The 14,498-nt window shown below is 44.0% G+C and carries 14 protein-coding genes and 1 riboswitch; of the genes, 1 reads left to right on the forward strand and 13 read right to left on the reverse strand.

The annotated features are described in order from the left end of the window. Positions 1 to 3: 3 nt before the first annotated feature. The 3 genes from nusB to G625_RS21135 form a co-directional block, all read right to left on the reverse strand. On the reverse strand, positions 4 to 552 hold the full coding sequence (nusB, locus tag G625_RS18795; protein WP_084152801.1) for a transcription antitermination factor NusB: 549 nt from the start codon (positions 550 to 552) through the stop codon (positions 4 to 6). 95 nt (positions 553 to 647) lie between these two features. Beyond that, positions 648 to 1,028 (reverse strand): Asp23/Gls24 family envelope stress response protein, encoded by a 381-nt coding sequence (locus G625_RS0107140; RefSeq protein ID WP_029200578.1) that lies wholly within the window; start codon positions 1,026 to 1,028, stop codon positions 648 to 650. Positions 1,029 to 1,247: 219 nt separating this feature from the next. Beyond that, positions 1,248 to 1,835: a ComEA family DNA-binding protein gene (locus G625_RS21135; RefSeq protein ID WP_049895781.1), complete on the reverse strand. Its 588-nt coding sequence runs from the start codon at positions 1,833 to 1,835 to the stop codon at positions 1,248 to 1,250. 93 nt (positions 1,836 to 1,928) lie between these two features. Further along, a riboswitch (TPP riboswitch) is annotated at positions 1,929 to 2,026 on the forward strand. Positions 2,027 to 2,073: 47 nt separating this feature from the next. Between G625_RS21135 and G625_RS0107150 the strand changes: the two genes are divergently transcribed. Further along, positions 2,074 to 2,610 carry an energy-coupled thiamine transporter ThiT gene (locus G625_RS0107150; protein WP_029200579.1) on the forward strand — a complete coding sequence of 179 codons (537 nt, stop codon included), beginning with the start codon at positions 2,074 to 2,076 and terminating at the stop codon, positions 2,608 to 2,610. A gap of 120 nt (positions 2,611 to 2,730) precedes the next feature. Here G625_RS0107150 and G625_RS0107155 read toward each other — a convergent pair whose 3' ends face one another. The 10 genes from G625_RS0107155 to argH form a co-directional block, all read right to left on the reverse strand. After that, positions 2,731 to 3,576 carry a bifunctional 5,10-methylenetetrahydrofolate dehydrogenase/5,10-methenyltetrahydrofolate cyclohydrolase gene (locus G625_RS0107155; protein ID WP_029200580.1) on the reverse strand — a complete coding sequence of 282 codons (846 nt, stop codon included), beginning with the start codon at positions 3,574 to 3,576 and terminating at the stop codon, positions 2,731 to 2,733. 8 nt (positions 3,577 to 3,584) lie between these two features. Beyond that, the gene (locus G625_RS18805) at positions 3,585 to 4,265 is read right to left on the reverse strand and encodes a cyclodeaminase/cyclohydrolase family protein (RefSeq protein WP_044931937.1); all 681 of its coding nucleotides are present in this window, start codon (positions 4,263 to 4,265) and stop codon (positions 3,585 to 3,587) included. 156 nt (positions 4,266 to 4,421) lie between these two features. Next, positions 4,422 to 5,630, reverse strand: a complete 1,209-nt coding sequence (gene coaBC / locus G625_RS0107165) for a bifunctional phosphopantothenoylcysteine decarboxylase/phosphopantothenate--cysteine ligase CoaBC (protein ID WP_029200581.1) — start codon at positions 5,628 to 5,630, stop codon at positions 4,422 to 4,424. Positions 5,631 to 5,822: 192 nt separating this feature from the next. Then, positions 5,823 to 6,599: a type III pantothenate kinase gene (locus G625_RS0107170; protein ID WP_049895782.1), complete on the reverse strand. Its 777-nt coding sequence runs from the start codon at positions 6,597 to 6,599 to the stop codon at positions 5,823 to 5,825. A 153-nt stretch (positions 6,600 to 6,752) separates the two neighbouring features. Further along, the gene (locus G625_RS18810; RefSeq protein ID WP_049895783.1) at positions 6,753 to 7,439 is read right to left on the reverse strand and encodes an ECF transporter S component; all 687 of its coding nucleotides are present in this window, start codon (positions 7,437 to 7,439) and stop codon (positions 6,753 to 6,755) included. A 187-nt stretch (positions 7,440 to 7,626) separates the two neighbouring features. Then, a complete protein-coding gene (locus G625_RS0107180) occupies positions 7,627 to 8,859 on the reverse strand; it encodes an aspartate aminotransferase family protein (protein ID WP_044931967.1) in 1,233 nt (410 codons plus the stop codon). A gap of 23 nt (positions 8,860 to 8,882) precedes the next feature. Then, entirely contained in the window at positions 8,883 to 9,764 is an 882-nt protein-coding gene (gene argB, locus G625_RS0107185) for an acetylglutamate kinase (RefSeq protein ID WP_029200584.1), read from the reverse strand. Positions 9,765 to 9,780: 16 nt separating this feature from the next. Next, complete coding sequence (gene argJ / locus G625_RS0107190) at positions 9,781 to 11,010, reverse strand: bifunctional glutamate N-acetyltransferase/amino-acid acetyltransferase ArgJ (protein ID WP_029200585.1); 1,230 nt, start codon at positions 11,008 to 11,010, stop codon at positions 9,781 to 9,783. A gap of 236 nt (positions 11,011 to 11,246) precedes the next feature. After that, a complete protein-coding gene (locus G625_RS18815) occupies positions 11,247 to 12,509 on the reverse strand; it encodes an argininosuccinate synthase (RefSeq protein ID WP_044931939.1) in 1,263 nt (420 codons plus the stop codon). Between the two features lie 308 nt (positions 12,510 to 12,817). Beyond that, positions 12,818 to 14,149: an argininosuccinate lyase gene (argH, locus tag G625_RS0107200; RefSeq protein WP_029200586.1), complete on the reverse strand. Its 1,332-nt coding sequence runs from the start codon at positions 14,147 to 14,149 to the stop codon at positions 12,818 to 12,820. Positions 14,150 to 14,498: the final 349 nt, after the last annotated feature.

A 14,498-nucleotide genomic window follows, 5' to 3' on the forward strand; every position in this document is an offset into this window, starting at 1 on the left:
GATTTACTTATTATTCTTATTGATAAGGATATGAACGCTCTTACCTTCCGAAGACTTCTTTTCTGTTATCTCACCCTGAAGCTTACGGGGAGCCTTTTCTACTCTGGTGGATTCACGGCTGCCGTCAACAAGTCTTGCAAGAACTCCGTTAACGAAGGATCCGGACTCATTACCGCCGTACTTTTTAGCCAGTTCGATGGCCTCATTGATGGCTACCTTCTCAGGAACATCCTCATCGTAGCTAATCTCATAAAGTGCGAGACGAATAGCTGTAAGGTCAGTCTTTGTCATACGGTCTGTCTTCCAGCCTTCAGCCGATGAATTGATCCTTTCATCAAGCTCGGGAATCTTGTCTACGATCTTCTGTACTGCGGCTTCAAGTTCCTTCTGTTCTTCCTCGGAAACATTCTCAACCCTGATGAGTACATCGCCATCTTCATAATCAGGTGATGCAAAATAACTCTCCATCTGTGCAGGTATCTCCGAACCGGGATAAAACTGTGTGGAGAAAAGAAGTTTAAATTTGTGATCTCTTTCTTCTCGCTTATTCATATCTTTCCTATCTACTTTATGTTTCTTTTATGCAAATGCTTATTCTTTTGCATATGATCAATAGTTATACCATCAGCCAGTATAAATATCTGAAATTACTCAGTGGTGACAACGCCTGAAATCCTGACATTAACATCAAGTACGTTAAGTCCTGTCATGGATTCGATAGCCTGTGCAACCTTTTCCTGAACGTTCTTTGATACTTTGGGGATAGAGTAACCGTATTTGACATTGAGACTTAGATTTACGGATACATGTCCTTCCTCTATGCTGGTAGTAACTCCCTTGCTGAGATCCTTGATACCCATTCTGGAAATGATCTCACCTGACCATCCTCCGTCCATGGAATCAACACCCTCTGTTTCTGTGGCAGCGATGCCTGCGATGATGGCAACAACCTCATCAGCAATTATTACCTGACCGTCATCGTCTTTTGAATATACAACGTGAGTCATTCTCTCCTGATTCTGTTCCATTAAGAGCCTCCCTTATAAGTTGTGCAAATGCACATTTTACAGACATTAGCCTGATTTGTACAGATTATTTTCACATTTAGGCACAGTCCGACAAATTTTTTTGTAAGCCTGGGTCTATGATAGCACAATTCTGTATATTATGCATTAGGGAATCTTTTATACAAAAGCCGGGACATGAAATACACCTGTTAAAAGACGACGAAAGTGCAGGGCAGACAATTAGACCGTGATATATTCTTTCAGTTTCTCAAATGTCTTGTCCCCGATACGTTTTACGTTTTTTATTTCTTCTATATCCGCAAAGCCGCCATACTTTTCCCTATAGTCGATAATGTTTTTGGCGGTAGCGGGGCCGACTCCGGGCAGGGTTTCTAGTTCTTTCTGGGTGGCATGGTTCAGATTGATAAGATGGTCGGATTTTTCATTTCCGGAATCACCGGTCTCGTAATCACCTGATAAATCTGCTGCTTTTGAATCACTGCCCTCAGAGGATTCTTTTGACTCATGTTTACTACTGTATTCGGGTATATCTTCTAAATCAGGTATATTCCTGTTCTCAGAGGTTTCTTCTGATTCCTGTACACTTCCGCTCTCGAAGGTTTCTTCGGAATCCTCTAGATAGGTGTCTTCTGTTTTCTCCATATTGATTTCGGAAGCTTTTTGCTCAGTAAAGGCGTAGGCTGTACTATCCTTTTCCCTGCCTTTGGTTACATACCATATTCCGCTTATAACCATCAGGGCTATGATTATCATCTGTTTTATTTTCTCGAGTTTTTTATGAATTTTATATTTATTCTTTTCAGTCATACATTTAATTATTCACTTTCTTAATTGTTAAAATCAATTTTTATGCATAAGGATTTAACTTGACAGTTTTTCCTCAGAGTTTATAATTTCTTATATAAACGCTAGGGGCGCTTTTGCTGAGATGATCTACGGATCAACCCTTTTTACCTGATCAGGTTAGTACCTGCGTAGGGAAGCAAATATCTGACTATCCATGTTCGGATAGTACTCTGCCCCTCCATTTTAAGGAGGTTTTTTTATGTTAAAAAATGTCAGGACACTCGCTTACTGTGCGCTTTGCATCGCACTGGCTACTGTAACTTCAATGATCAAGGTCTTTGAATTTCCTACGGGCGGAGCCATCACTCTTTGTTCCATGCTTTTTGCCACTCTTCCCGGTTTTCTTTTCGGACCTGTAGTCGGTCTCGTTTCCGGTGTAACTTATGGAATTCTCCAGTTTATTCTGGAGCCTATTGCTCTTTCACCTGTGCAGGTTATTCTTGATTACATTCTTGCTTTTGGTGCTTTTGGTGTGTCAGGTTTCTTCTGCAGCAGGAAGAATGGGCTGTTCATCGGATATCTGGCAGCCTGTGGGCTTAGATGGTTCTTTTCTTTCTTATCAGGTTGGGTTTTCTGGGGCGAATATGCCTGGAGTGGTTGGAATCCGGCCGCTTACTCGGCGGTTTACAATTTGATCTACATCGGGGCTGAGGCGCTCGTCACTGTTGCGATGCTTAAGGTCACTTCGGTCTTCCATGCTTTCGACAGAGTTAAGGCCATGGTGGCAGCGCAATGATGCTTTGCTGTATTGTAGTACTAAAAAATAAATCGCACAATGTCTGTTTTTAGACTATATATGAATGTGATAATGCCCGAGCGGTCTGAAGACCGGCTCGGGCATTGATTTTTTGAATATTTATAGGTTTTTCTGGAGTTTTGTGGCCTCAACGAGGTGCCGGGCCAGGACGGCGGTGGTTACGGTTCCTACGCCGCCGGGGACGGGGGTTGCGGCTGAAGCTTTGAGGACGATCTGATCCCAGTCGCAGTCTCCGCAGAGATTGCCTTGTTCGTCTACGTTGATTCCGACGTCAATTACAGTGGCATCTTCTCTGACGTAGCCTCCGCTTATTTTCTTGGCTTTTCCGATGGCGGCAACTACTATATCGGCTTCGCTTGCAACAGCTTTTATGTTCTCAGTCTTTGAGTGACAGACTGTTACTGTTGCGTTTTCTTTGAGGAGGAGCATGGAAAGAGGTTTACCTACCACCATGGATCTTCCGATTACGCAGACGCGCTTTCCGGCCATTTCGATGTTGTAGTCTTTGAGGATTTCCACAACTGCCTGTGCGGTACAGGGGGCAAATGCATGCTTGTCACCACGCATCACGCCGGCAACATTGGCATCGGTGATTCCGTCAAGGTCCTTTAAAGGATTCATTTTTTTCAGCATTGCCTCTTCGTCTATCTGGGCGGGAAGCGGTCTCATGACCAGTATTCCCTGTATTTCAGGGTCATCATTTATGAAATCAAAGACTTCCTGGAATTCTTCGTTGGTGCAGTTTGCCGGAAGCTCATAATCCTTTACCTCCAGTCCGTAATCCACAAAGCGCTTTTTTATGCTTCTTTCATAGGCGATGTCATCTTCCTTTTCACCTACTCTCAGCACTGCGAGAGCCGGAAGGATTCCGTTGTATTTCCCAACAAAGTCGAGGCATTCGCCCTTTATTCTGTCTGCAATAAGCTTTCCTCTTAATTCCTTCATAGTACTCCTTAACTAAAATCCACTTTATTTCTTTCTATTTTATCTTCATAATCATACTTTGGTTTGATGGTGCTTTCAACCTGTTCATAGATGAGTCTCGCTTTGGAGGTTCCGTCCAGAAGCAGCTTTCTTGCATATTCATTGAGCTCGATCATGCGGTTTGTGTTTTTCATCATTTTTGTATTGATGTAAACATTCATCACGGCTCCTTCAAGAGCTGTATTTAGAAATGAAACTCCCACACCGACGTCACTTAACATGAGTTTTGATCCGTTGTCCGCAAGCTCCTGCATATAGTTTATGGCTTCGCATGCTTTTTCCATGACTTTTATGGGGGTCATGGTTGCATTGGACAGGCAGGTTTCGAGAGTTGTTTCCTTATGATCCTTCTCTTCAACTGTATTCTCCGGAAGTCCGTAAGCCTTGCTGAGTGGATAGAACACCTCTTCATCTTCATCTGAAAGCTTAAGGAAATCCTCTCTCAGCTTAGTCAGCTTTTCCTGTATCCTCACAAGCTCCGGCTCAAAGTCGGCGTATTTCTTTTTTCCGCTTGTAAATGCACACACCATAAGTCCGAGACTAACGCCATAAGCTCCCGCAAGCGCACTGGCACCTCCCCCTCCCGGAACCGACTCCTTTGCTCCGAGTTTTTCCAGATAATCATTGAGTTTCATTTCTCTTGCTGTCATCAGTTTCTCCATTCAGTTTATTTATATACCTAACTTGATGTATATTCTTCATTACATCTATGCTATTGTGTGGCAGGTTACTATAAATCGTTTATTGCAAAAGTAATCAACATATCTGATCGAGGTTTTAAAAAAGTACCACACAACTATGATCTTTCAGTCTTTTTTTGTTCTGAGTTTCAGTATCTCATCCAGAAGTCTGTTTGCAGCATCCCACTTAGACATCAAAGGAAGCTCGTTTTCGGAGTCCTTTGAGATGAGGGTGAGTACATTGGTATCGCCCTGGAATCCTGCGCCTGCTACCTTTACGTTGTTGGCTGCAATGAGGTCGAGATTTTTCTTTTTCAGCTTCTTTCTTGAATTTTCCAGCATTTTTTCTGTTTCCATAGAAAATCCGCAGAGGAACTGACCTTCTTTTTTATGTTCCCCTAGGTATTTAAGGATATCCTTCGTTCTTTCCAAAGGGAGACTCAAGTCTGTGCCGTCATCTTTTTTCTTAATCTTGTTATCCGAAACTGTTGCCGGTCTGTAATCGGCAACGGCGGCGGCTTTTATGATGATGTCTGACTCTTCCTGATGCGATGTTATTTCCCGATACATATCTTCCGCACTGCGAATGTTTACTACATTGACACATGCAGGAGCCGGAAGTTCAACTGGTCCGCTCACCAAAGTAACTTCTGCGCCACGGCATGCAGCGGCCTTTGCTATGTTGTAACCCATCTTTCCCGATGATCGATTTGTTATATAGCGCACCGGATCCAGATCCTCACAGGTAGGTCCTGCGCTTACCATAACCTTTAGTCCTGACATATCTTTCTCATGGGCGCAGGCATTAACAACGTAATCCACGATCATTTCAGGTGACGCAAGCTTTCCGGAACCATCGTAGCCGCAGGCCAGGTGTCCGTTTTCCGGCTCTATGATGGAGAAGCCATAATGTTTAAGCTTTGAGACATTATCCTGAACTATGGGATTCTGCCACATGTGGGTATTCATGGCAGGAGCTATGAGCCTGGGACAACGACAGGCAAGAAGTGTTGTGGAAAGCATGTCGTCTGCTATGCCGTTTGCAAGTTTTCCTATTATATTGGCTGTTGCCGGGGCAATGATTACACAATCGGCTTTATCGGCAAGAGCTATGTGCTCTACTTCAAAGGGATGATTCCTGTCGAAGGTATCTGTTGTAACCTTATTGTGACAAAGCGCCTCAAAGGTGTTCGGCGTAATAAAGTTGAGGGCATGCTCAGTCATAATGACGTCGACATTGGCATGAAGCTTCACAAGTCGGGAACAGATGTCTGCTGCCTTGTATGCGGCTATTCCACCTGTGACACCAAGAAGTATATTCTTTCCTTTAAGCATATCGTGGTCCTTTACTTAATATATGGTTTATTAATATGTCAAACATCGTTGTATATATGTTACCACTATAATAAATCCAACGCTAAAAAGATATTCCTGTCTTATATATGACAGATTTAGATCAACTGTATTGAATTAGTGGTTCATACAGTAATCAACTGCATTTTTTATAATAAAAAATGATAAATACCTTTACAGAGATTTCCGGTAAAGCAATTCAAGTCCCTTCAACAGAAGATCCGGTTCGAAATGGGCTTCATGCTTCATCCAGGGAAGCACCAGTTTACTGAGTCCACCTGTAAGAACCAATGGGAGTTTCTTAGCGTTGATTCCCAGTTCTTCGGATACTCTTTCATGGATTCCGTCTATCATGGCTGCTGTCCCGATAACTACTCCATTGATCATACATGAAACTGTATCATCACCTATGAGTTTTTCTGGTTCTTCTGCCCTCAGTTTAGGAAGCTGGGCAGTCTTTTCTGCTTCCGCATAGAGTCCAAGCTGAACTCCCGGGGATATCATTCCGCCAATGAAATACCCATCAGCATCAATCACAGACATGGTTGTGCAGGTTCCCAGGTCATATATCATAACCGGTGAACCATATTTTTCTTTTGCCGCAAGTATATCCACCATTCTGTCCATTCCGAGAAGTGACATGTCATAGTTTTTTACAGGAATACCTACATTATCCATATTCGCAATAATAACATTTTTTCCCGTGAGTCTTTTGATTGCTGAAACAAGTAACGGATTAATGTCGGGGACGACTGATGAAATGATGGAGCCATCAATATCTTCCGGGGATGTGTTATTTTGTTTAAAAATATCTTTAAGCTCGTTCATAAAGCTGAGCTGGTCCCATTTTTTACCTGTTTCTACTCTATCCTGAAAAAGCTTGGATCCATCCTCAAAAAGGCCTATTACAATATTGGAATTTCCGACATCAATTAAAAGAGTTTTCATCATCGTATCCTCTATAAACTCATAACTATTTCTGTCTATATATATCTTATCGAAGCCGATAAATGTAGCTTTATTTCTGCCTACGATAAAATCCGTGAGCAGAAATAAAGCCAGTCAAACTGATATTCAATTTGACTGGCGAATCGTCTGTTAGATTTATTTATTAACTACACGTGCCTTAAGAAGCGCTGTTACAACAACAGGTACGATAACAGCAGCTACAATCATCTCAGGAACTCCATTTGTAAACACGATGCCAAGTATAACGCCAAGAACATCCTCAACAGGAATGTTGTTTGCTGCGGCATAGGCGTTTCTGAAAACAACAAATATTGAGCCCATAACAAGTGCTGTGTTTGTGATGGCACCGAGTGCACCGCAAAGAGCGAGTACTGCGAAACGTACTGCGTCATTCATCTTAGGCTGAAGCTTGGCTGCTGCCTTGTAAAGAAGCCATGGAGTAACACCTACAAGGATACGGGGCACGAAGCAGATAAACAAAGCCCATGGTGAACCGTGTGTAAGTCCCGGAACCGGTACTGTCGGTGTAAAGGCAAATGAAAGAATGCTTGGTGCTGTGATGTTCTTGAAAAGGCTTGTTGCTCCGAAAAGGAAACCAAGGAATGCACCCTTCTTCGGTCCGAGAAGAACTGAACCTATAACAACAGGTACATGTAAGATGGTTGCTTTGATTAGGGGCAGATTGATGATACCGAAGGGGGTAAATGCCATGATGAGAACTATGGCTGTAAACATAGCCATAACAGAAAGGTCACGTACCTGTCCGGAAACATTGAACCCTGCAGCCCTGGTGGTTGAAGTAGTTGATACATTATTATTCATTTTTTCCTCCTGATGCGGTCTTTGTCTTACGAGTACTTTCCCAACGCCTATCGCAGGGCTTCTCTGCAAAGTATCGCTCAAGGTCATTATGTCATTGCAAAGCATTTCTTGCAATATTTCAGAATGTGTTTTTTGTAAAACAATAAGGAAAAAAATCATGTATCGACTGTTCAGTACTATAATGCATTCAATTAAGACTTGCCAGCACTGCGTCCAGCTTTTCCTGCATCTCATTTACATGCTCTCTTTCGATGACGAGAGGCGGTACAAAACGGATGGTGTTGTGTTCTGCTGAAATGAGGATCAGCTTCTGCTCGAGAAGGGCTTTCTTTACGATTTCGCCAACCTTTACTCCTTCCGCAAATTCAAGTCCCTGGATAAGACCCTTTCCTCTGTGGTCAACCACCAGATCAGGGTATTTTTCCTTAATCTCCTCGAGAGCCTTCCAGAGATGCTCTCCCATCTTCTTTACGTGTCCCGGAATGTCTGCTTCTTTAAATACATCCAGAACTGCTGAAGCAACCGCACAAACAAACGGATTTCCGCCGTAGGTGGATCCGTGATCACCTGGCTTCATGGCCTCTGCAGCTTCCCCGCAGGCAAGGAAAGCGCCGATGGGAACTCCGTTACCAAGGGCCTTTGCCACTGTCATGACATCCGGCTTCACATCGTACTCCTGCCATGCGAAAAGATATCCGGTACGTCCCATTCCGCACTGGATCTCATCCAGAATAAGAAGGAGATCATTTTCATCACAGAGCTTTCTCACGCCTTTAAGGAACTCCTCTGTGGCAGGATATATTCCGCCCTCACCCTGGAATGTTTCCATGATGATGGCTCCGGTGCTTTCATTGATAAGAGCCTTGACCGAATCAAGGTCGTTGTAGATTGCGAACTTAACTCCTCCGATTAGCGGCTCAAAAGGCTCGCGATAATGATCCTTACCTGTCACGCTGAGAGCACCCATACTTCTGCCGTGGAAAGAGCCCTGCATAGCAATGATCTCACAGCCTTTCTTGCCTTTATTAAAATGATAACGGCGGGCAATCTTAAGTGCACCCTCTACGGCTTCGGTTCCTGAATTGGTAAAGAATACCTTATCCATACCAGTCATCTGTGTAAGCTTCTCAGCAGCTTCAACAGCCGGCTCGTTGTAAAACAGATTTGATGTATGAAGAAGTCCCTTATCGATCTGTGACTTCATTGCATGGTTAAGAAGAGCGTTACCGTAACCCAGACCGCAAACCGAAATTCCTGCTCCGAAATCCAGATACTTATTGTCTCCTACATCATAGAGATAGACTCCATCTGCGTGATCAAATGCAACAGGAAAACGATTATAGGTTTTGTAAAAAACTTTATCTCCGTCATTTATGACACGGTCATTTACAACATTACCCTTCACTATGGAATCATCCATAAACTTCATTGTTATCCCTCCGCTCAGTCAAATGCTTTATCAATTGATTTCTCAATCATGGTTCCGATACCCTTATTAGTGAATATCTCAAGCAAGAGACAGTGAGGTACTCTTCCGTCAAGTATATGCACACTGTTAACGCCCTTCTTCATGGCATCTATACAGTTCTGAAGCTTGGGAAGCATTCCGCCTCCGAGAATTCCGGAATCAATCATTTCCTGAGCCTCATCAAGGCTTAATGTATGTATAAGGGAATTTTTATCTTCAAAATCTTTGTATACGCCCTCTACATCAGTAAGGTAAGCAAGCTTCTCGGCATGCATAGCTGCTGCAATGGCACATGCCGCATCGTCAGCATTAACATTGTAAGTCTGACCGTGATCATCAAAGCCTACAGGACAAATAACAGGTATAAAGTTATCATCCATGAGATCTTTAATGACGGTGGTATCAACGTCTACAACCTCTCCTACAAAACCGATATCCTCTCCATTACTGTATTTCTTCACACACTTAAGAAGGTTTCCATCCTTGCCGGAGATACCCACAGATTTACCGCCCAGGTTGTTGATGAGCTGTACAAGTGATTTATTGACCTTATTTAGCACCATCTCAGCGATTTCCATGGTTTCATCATCGGTAACTCTGAGTCCGTTTACAAATTTTGGCTCCTTGCCGACTTTGCTTATCCACTTTGAAATATCTTTTCCTCCACCGTGAACGATAATAGGCTTAAGTCCAACCAGTTTAAGAAGAGCCACATCCTGCATAACCTGCATCTTGAGGTTCTCATCTGTCATGGCTGATCCGCCATACTTTACGATAACAACCTTGTCCTGAAATTTCTGAATATATGGAAGTGCCTCAACCAGGGTTGCAGCCTTATTCATTATCTCCTGTGAAATGTCCATCTCTTTCTCCTTACGTACGATATTCTGCGTTAATGTCTACATACTCATGTGTGAGGTCGCAGCCCCATGCGGTGGCTGTCTCTACGCCCTCGTTCATTTCTATAAGGGCTGTAACTTCCTGATATCCCAGGATCTCAGCCGCAAAATCTTCATCGAAATCAAGGGGTACTCCCTGTTTGTAAACAGCTATCTTTCCGATATCATTAACGAAATAGAGATCCACCTTTTCGGGATCGAACTCAGCTCCGCTGTAACCCATGGCACAGAGGATTCGTCCCCAGTTTGCGTCTCTTCCGTAAATTGCTGCCTTTGTGAGGGTTGAGGAAACGACGGATCTTGCCAATGTTCTCGCCTCATCCTTATTTCTCGCCCCGACAACCTTTGCTGTGAAAAGGTGTGAAGCTCCCTCTCCGTCTGCAGCCATTCTTGTGGCGAGGGTAGCATTAACCTGATGAAGGGCTGCTTTAAATATTTCGAAATCCTCATCATCGTCAATGATTTCTTTATTGCCTGCGGTGCCGTTTGCAAGGATTACGCAGGTATCGTTTGTTGAGGTATCACCGTCAACGGAAATCATGTTGAAGGTGTCAACAACATCTTCGCTGAGAGCTTTCTGAAGAAGCTCCTTTGAGATTGCAACATCTGTTGTGAGGAAGCAAAGCATGGTACACATTCTCGGGTGGATCATGCCGGAGCCCTTTGTCATTCCGCCGATATGAACCTTCCTGCCGTCAAGTTCAAACTCCACTGCAAATTCTTTGTTCACAGTATCGGTGGTCATAATGGCTTTGCTTGCCGAGGTTCCGTGAGCCTCATCGCTGTCGAGAAGCGGGATCATCTCTGAGATGGCATTAAGCATCTTTTCCACCGGAAGCTGCATGCCGATGACACCTGTGGAAGCTACCAGTACTGACTCTGCGGAAAATGCATCCCCGAAGTGCTCTGCAACACACTGTGCTTCTGCCTTACAGGCATCCATACCTTCTTTTCCGGTGCAGGCATTGGCGATTCCGGAATTTATCACTACCGCATGCACCGGTTTTCCTGAACTGACAATGTTTTTATCCCACATTACAGGAGCAGCCTTTACAACATTGGAGGTAAAGGTTCCTGCCACTGTGCAGGGCTCTTTTGAAAAGATCATGGCCATGTCATCACGGCCTTTTTTTCTTATTTCGGCAGCGTAGGAAGCTGCCATGAAACCTTTGGCGGCACAGACACCGCCGTTTATTGAAATCATACTCATTTATCGAACCTCTGGAGTTTTGATTCTCCTCATCTATAAACCCATGTTTTACGCCGTTCATCTCCGACATATGTATGCCGTTCTAAGCAGCTCCGGTGTTAAAATATGTCCTTATGTGAACTCAGCTCTTCGGTTTACCGAGCCGAAGAGCTTCATTCTATGAGCAAACTCTCTATAATGCCTTATCTGTATTTGTCCGATGAAGGCATCATACAAAGTTCTTACCAGATTTATTTGTTATTTTGAAGGTTCTTAACCTCAAGCATCTTCATTGCGCGAACCTTCTCGGGAAGACCGAATAAGGTGATGAATCCAGAAGCGTCATGGTGATCGTAAAGATCTCCGGTTGTGAAGGATGCCAGAGACTCGTTGTAAAGTGAATATGGTGAAGTTGTTCCTGCCTTTGTGATGTTACCCTTATAAAGCTTAAGCTTGGTAACACCTGTAACATACTTCTGTGTTGACTCCACAAATGCCTGAAGAGCCTCACGAAGAGGATCGAACCACTTACCCTCATAAACTACCTGAGAGTACTTAACATCTACCATCTGTTTGAATTCCATGGTCTGACGGTCAAGGATCAGCTCCTCGATCTGCTTATGTGCCTCCATAAGGATGGTAAGTCCCGGAGTCTCATAAACGCCACGGCTCTTCATACCTACTACACGGTTCTCAACGATATCGATGATTCCGATGCCGTTCTCTCCGCCAAGCTTGTTAAGCTCGATTATTATATCCTTAACAGACATCTTCTTTCCGTTAAGCTCAACAGGGATTCCTGCCTCCCATTTGATCTCCACATCTGTCACCTTATCCGGTGCCTTTTCTGGAGAGTTTGAAAGAACCAGCATGTGGTCGTAATTCGGCTCCTGTGAAGGATCCTCAAGCTCAAGTCCCTCATGTGAGATATGAACAATGTTTCTGTCGCGGCTGTATGAATTGTCCGCTGAGAATGTAAGAGGAATTCCCTTTGACTTAATGTAGTCGTACTCATCTTCACGTGACTGGAAGGTCCAGATGTCTGTCATTCTCCATGGAGCGATGATGTCAAGATCAGGAGCAAGAGCCTTGATGGAAAGCTCGAAACGGATCTGATCGTTGCCCTTTCCTGTAGCACCGTGGCAGATTGCCTTAGCGCCTTCCTTACGTGCAATGTCTACCAGCTTCTTTGCGATGGCCGGTCTCGCCATGGACGTTCCAAGTAAATATTTATTCTCATATGTTGCATCTGCCTGAAGGCATGGTACAACGTAGTTGTCACAGAAATCGTCGGTAATGTCTTCGATGTAAAGCTTTGCAGCTCCGGAAAGCTTTGCTCTCTCGGCAAGTCCGTCGAGCTCATTGCCCTGTCCTACGTCTACACAGCAGCAGATTACTTCATAGCCGAATGTCTCTTTAAGCCAGGGTACGATTGCTGTTGTGTCAAGTCCGCCGGAATACGCGAGTACTACTTTCTCGCCCTGTGTGTTGTTCTTTGGTGTAAGATTGCCCATATTTTTTTCTCCTTTTCAAAACTTTTTGACTTTACAGGTTGTCCTGTGAAGTGTGGTAAGTACTTCTTCAAAAAGCATTTACTTAACTGCTGTTTGGATAATACGCTTTCTTGCATGAAAATGCAAGTGTTATTTGTATAAAAATACATATTTAGTCATTTTATCTTGTATATTTCTTCATTCGATGCATATTTGTGGCATATTTATACATCAATTGATAAATAGGCGCAAAGAGGACGGTTCTCTCCGGTAGGGACGGTTCTCGCCGGAGAGAACCGTCCCTACCGGAGAGAACCGTCCCCTTTGGTTTAAAGTAATTCTCCCGGAGCGCCGGTGGTTTTGCGGTTTTTAACGCAGGTCTCGAGGGAGATGGCGTCATAGATGTCTTCATCTATTTTGTCGCAAATGTTCTTGTAATCTGAAAGTGTGAGGTCGTCGAGGGCACACTTCTTCTCTTCGCATAAGAGAACAAGCTCTCCTACGATGCCATGAGCTGTTCTGAAGGGCACACCTTTTCTGACAAGGTAATCTGCAACATCTGTAGCATTGGTGAAGCCACGCTTTGCGGAATCCTCCATGCGAATCTTGTTGAAGGTCATGGTGCTGAGCATGCCGTTCATCAGTTTTACGGAATTCAGAACGGTATCCATAGCGTCAAATGCAAATTCTTTATCCTCCTGCATATCCTTGTTGTAGGCAAGAGGAAGTCCTTTCATGACAACCAGAAGGCTCTGAAGTGCACCATATACACGTCCGGTTTTTCCACGGATAAGCTCGGCTATATCCGGATTCTTCTTCTGCGGCATAATGCTTGAGCCGGTGGAATAGGCATCGGATATGCGGACAAACTGGTACTCGTTGGAGTTCCAGATGATGATTTCTTCGCTTAAACGGCTAAGGTGCATCTGTATGGTTGAAAGATCGAATAAATATTCAAGAAGATAATCTCTGTCAGATACGGAATCCATGGAGTTGTTTGTTGGTTTTCTGAATTCCAGAAGTTTTGCTGTATAGTCTCTGTCCAGAGGATAAGTGGTGCCTGCAAAGGCTCCTGCTCCAAGGGGGCACTCGTTAAGGCGCTCTCTTGTGTCGCTGAGACGGCTAAGGTCTCTCTGAAGCATTTCTTTATAAGCCCCCATGTGATGTGCAAGGGTTGTTGGCTGTGCCTTCTGAAGGTGTGTAAAGCCCGGCATATATGTGTCACGGTTCTCATTTATCAGCTTTTCAAAGGTGCTGATGAGTTCCTTGATCTCTTCCGCCATGCTGTCCATATGGTCGCGGGTATACATCTTCATATCAAGGGCTACCTGATCATTACGGCTGCGTCCTGTGTGAAGTCTTTTTCCTGCTTCTCCAATGCGTTCTGTGAGTTCTGCCTCTATAAAGCTGTGAATATCTTCGGCATCGCCACCTATTACCAGTTTTCCTTCTTCTATGTCGGAAAGGATTCCTTCGAGGCCTTTTACGATGGCTTCGCTGTCTTCTTCTGAGATGATGCTTTGTTTTCCAAGCATTTTTGCATGTGCTATTGATCCTCTGATGTCCTGTCTGTACATGCGTTTATCAAAACTGAGTGATTCGTTAAATGCTTCTGTTAATGCATCTTCTGCTTCTGTAAATCTGCCGCCCCAAAGCTTCATTGGCGTTCCTCCGTGATCAAATTATTTGGACAAGGATTCCACCGGGGATGGTTCTCGCCGGAGAGAACCGTCCCCGGTGGAATCCTCTGTAAACAAAAAAGTCCCGTGTGTATTTTACTACACACGGGATATTATGTTAAATATTTTAAATGAATATCTTGTATTTCCGGACGGAAAATGGAAGGGATGGGTGACGGGCCACGAGATTGAAAGTACATCTGGCACATTCATGTACGCCCCATATGCACTGACGTGCATCTGGTTCGTACATGAATGCACCATCTGTTCTTTCAACTCGCAACCCTAGCCACCCATCCCTTCCATTTTCCTGCATTTTCTATATATCTAC

The organism is Oribacterium sp. NK2B42, assembly GCF_000424445.1.
GTDB lineage: Bacteria > Bacillota > Clostridia > Lachnospirales > Lachnospiraceae > Oribacterium.

Bases quoted from the DNA above. Each gene is read 5' to 3' on its own strand.
- G625_RS0107170 (WP_049895782.1), bottom strand. From the start codon at position 6,599: ATGATGAAAACTCTTTTAATTGATGTCGGAAATTCCAATATTGTAATA.
- G625_RS0107155 (WP_029200580.1), bottom strand. From the start codon at position 3,576: ATGAAGGAATTAAGAGGAAAGCTTATTGCAGACAGAATAAAGGGCGAA.
- G625_RS21135 (WP_049895781.1), bottom strand. From the start codon at position 1,835: ATGACTGAAAAGAATAAATATAAAATTCATAAAAAACTCGAGAAAATA.
- G625_RS18815 (WP_044931939.1), bottom strand. From the start codon at position 12,509: ATGGGCAATCTTACACCAAAGAACAACACACAGGGCGAGAAAGTAGTA.
- G625_RS0107180 (WP_044931967.1), bottom strand. From the start codon at position 8,859: ATGGATGATTCCATAGTGAAGGGTAATGTTGTAAATGACCGTGTCATA.
- G625_RS0107140 (WP_029200578.1), bottom strand. From the start codon at position 1,028: ATGGAACAGAATCAGGAGAGAATGACTCACGTTGTATATTCAAAAGAC.
- G625_RS18805 (WP_044931937.1), bottom strand. From the start codon at position 4,265: ATGACAGCAAGAGAAATGAAACTCAATGATTATCTGGAAAAACTCGGA.
- nusB (WP_084152801.1), bottom strand. From the start codon at position 552: ATGAATAAGCGAGAAGAAAGAGATCACAAATTTAAACTTCTTTTCTCC.
- G625_RS18810 (WP_049895783.1), bottom strand. From the start codon at position 7,439: ATGAATAATAATGTATCAACTACTTCAACCACCAGGGCTGCAGGGTTC.
- coaBC (WP_029200581.1), bottom strand. From the start codon at position 5,630: ATGCTTAAAGGAAAGAATATACTTCTTGGTGTCACAGGTGGAATAGCC.
- argJ (WP_029200585.1), bottom strand. From the start codon at position 11,010: ATGATTTCAATAAACGGCGGTGTCTGTGCCGCCAAAGGTTTCATGGCA.
- G625_RS0107150 (WP_029200579.1), top strand. From the start codon at position 2,074: ATGTTAAAAAATGTCAGGACACTCGCTTACTGTGCGCTTTGCATCGCA.
- argH (WP_029200586.1), bottom strand. From the start codon at position 14,149: ATGAAGCTTTGGGGCGGCAGATTTACAGAAGCAGAAGATGCATTAACA.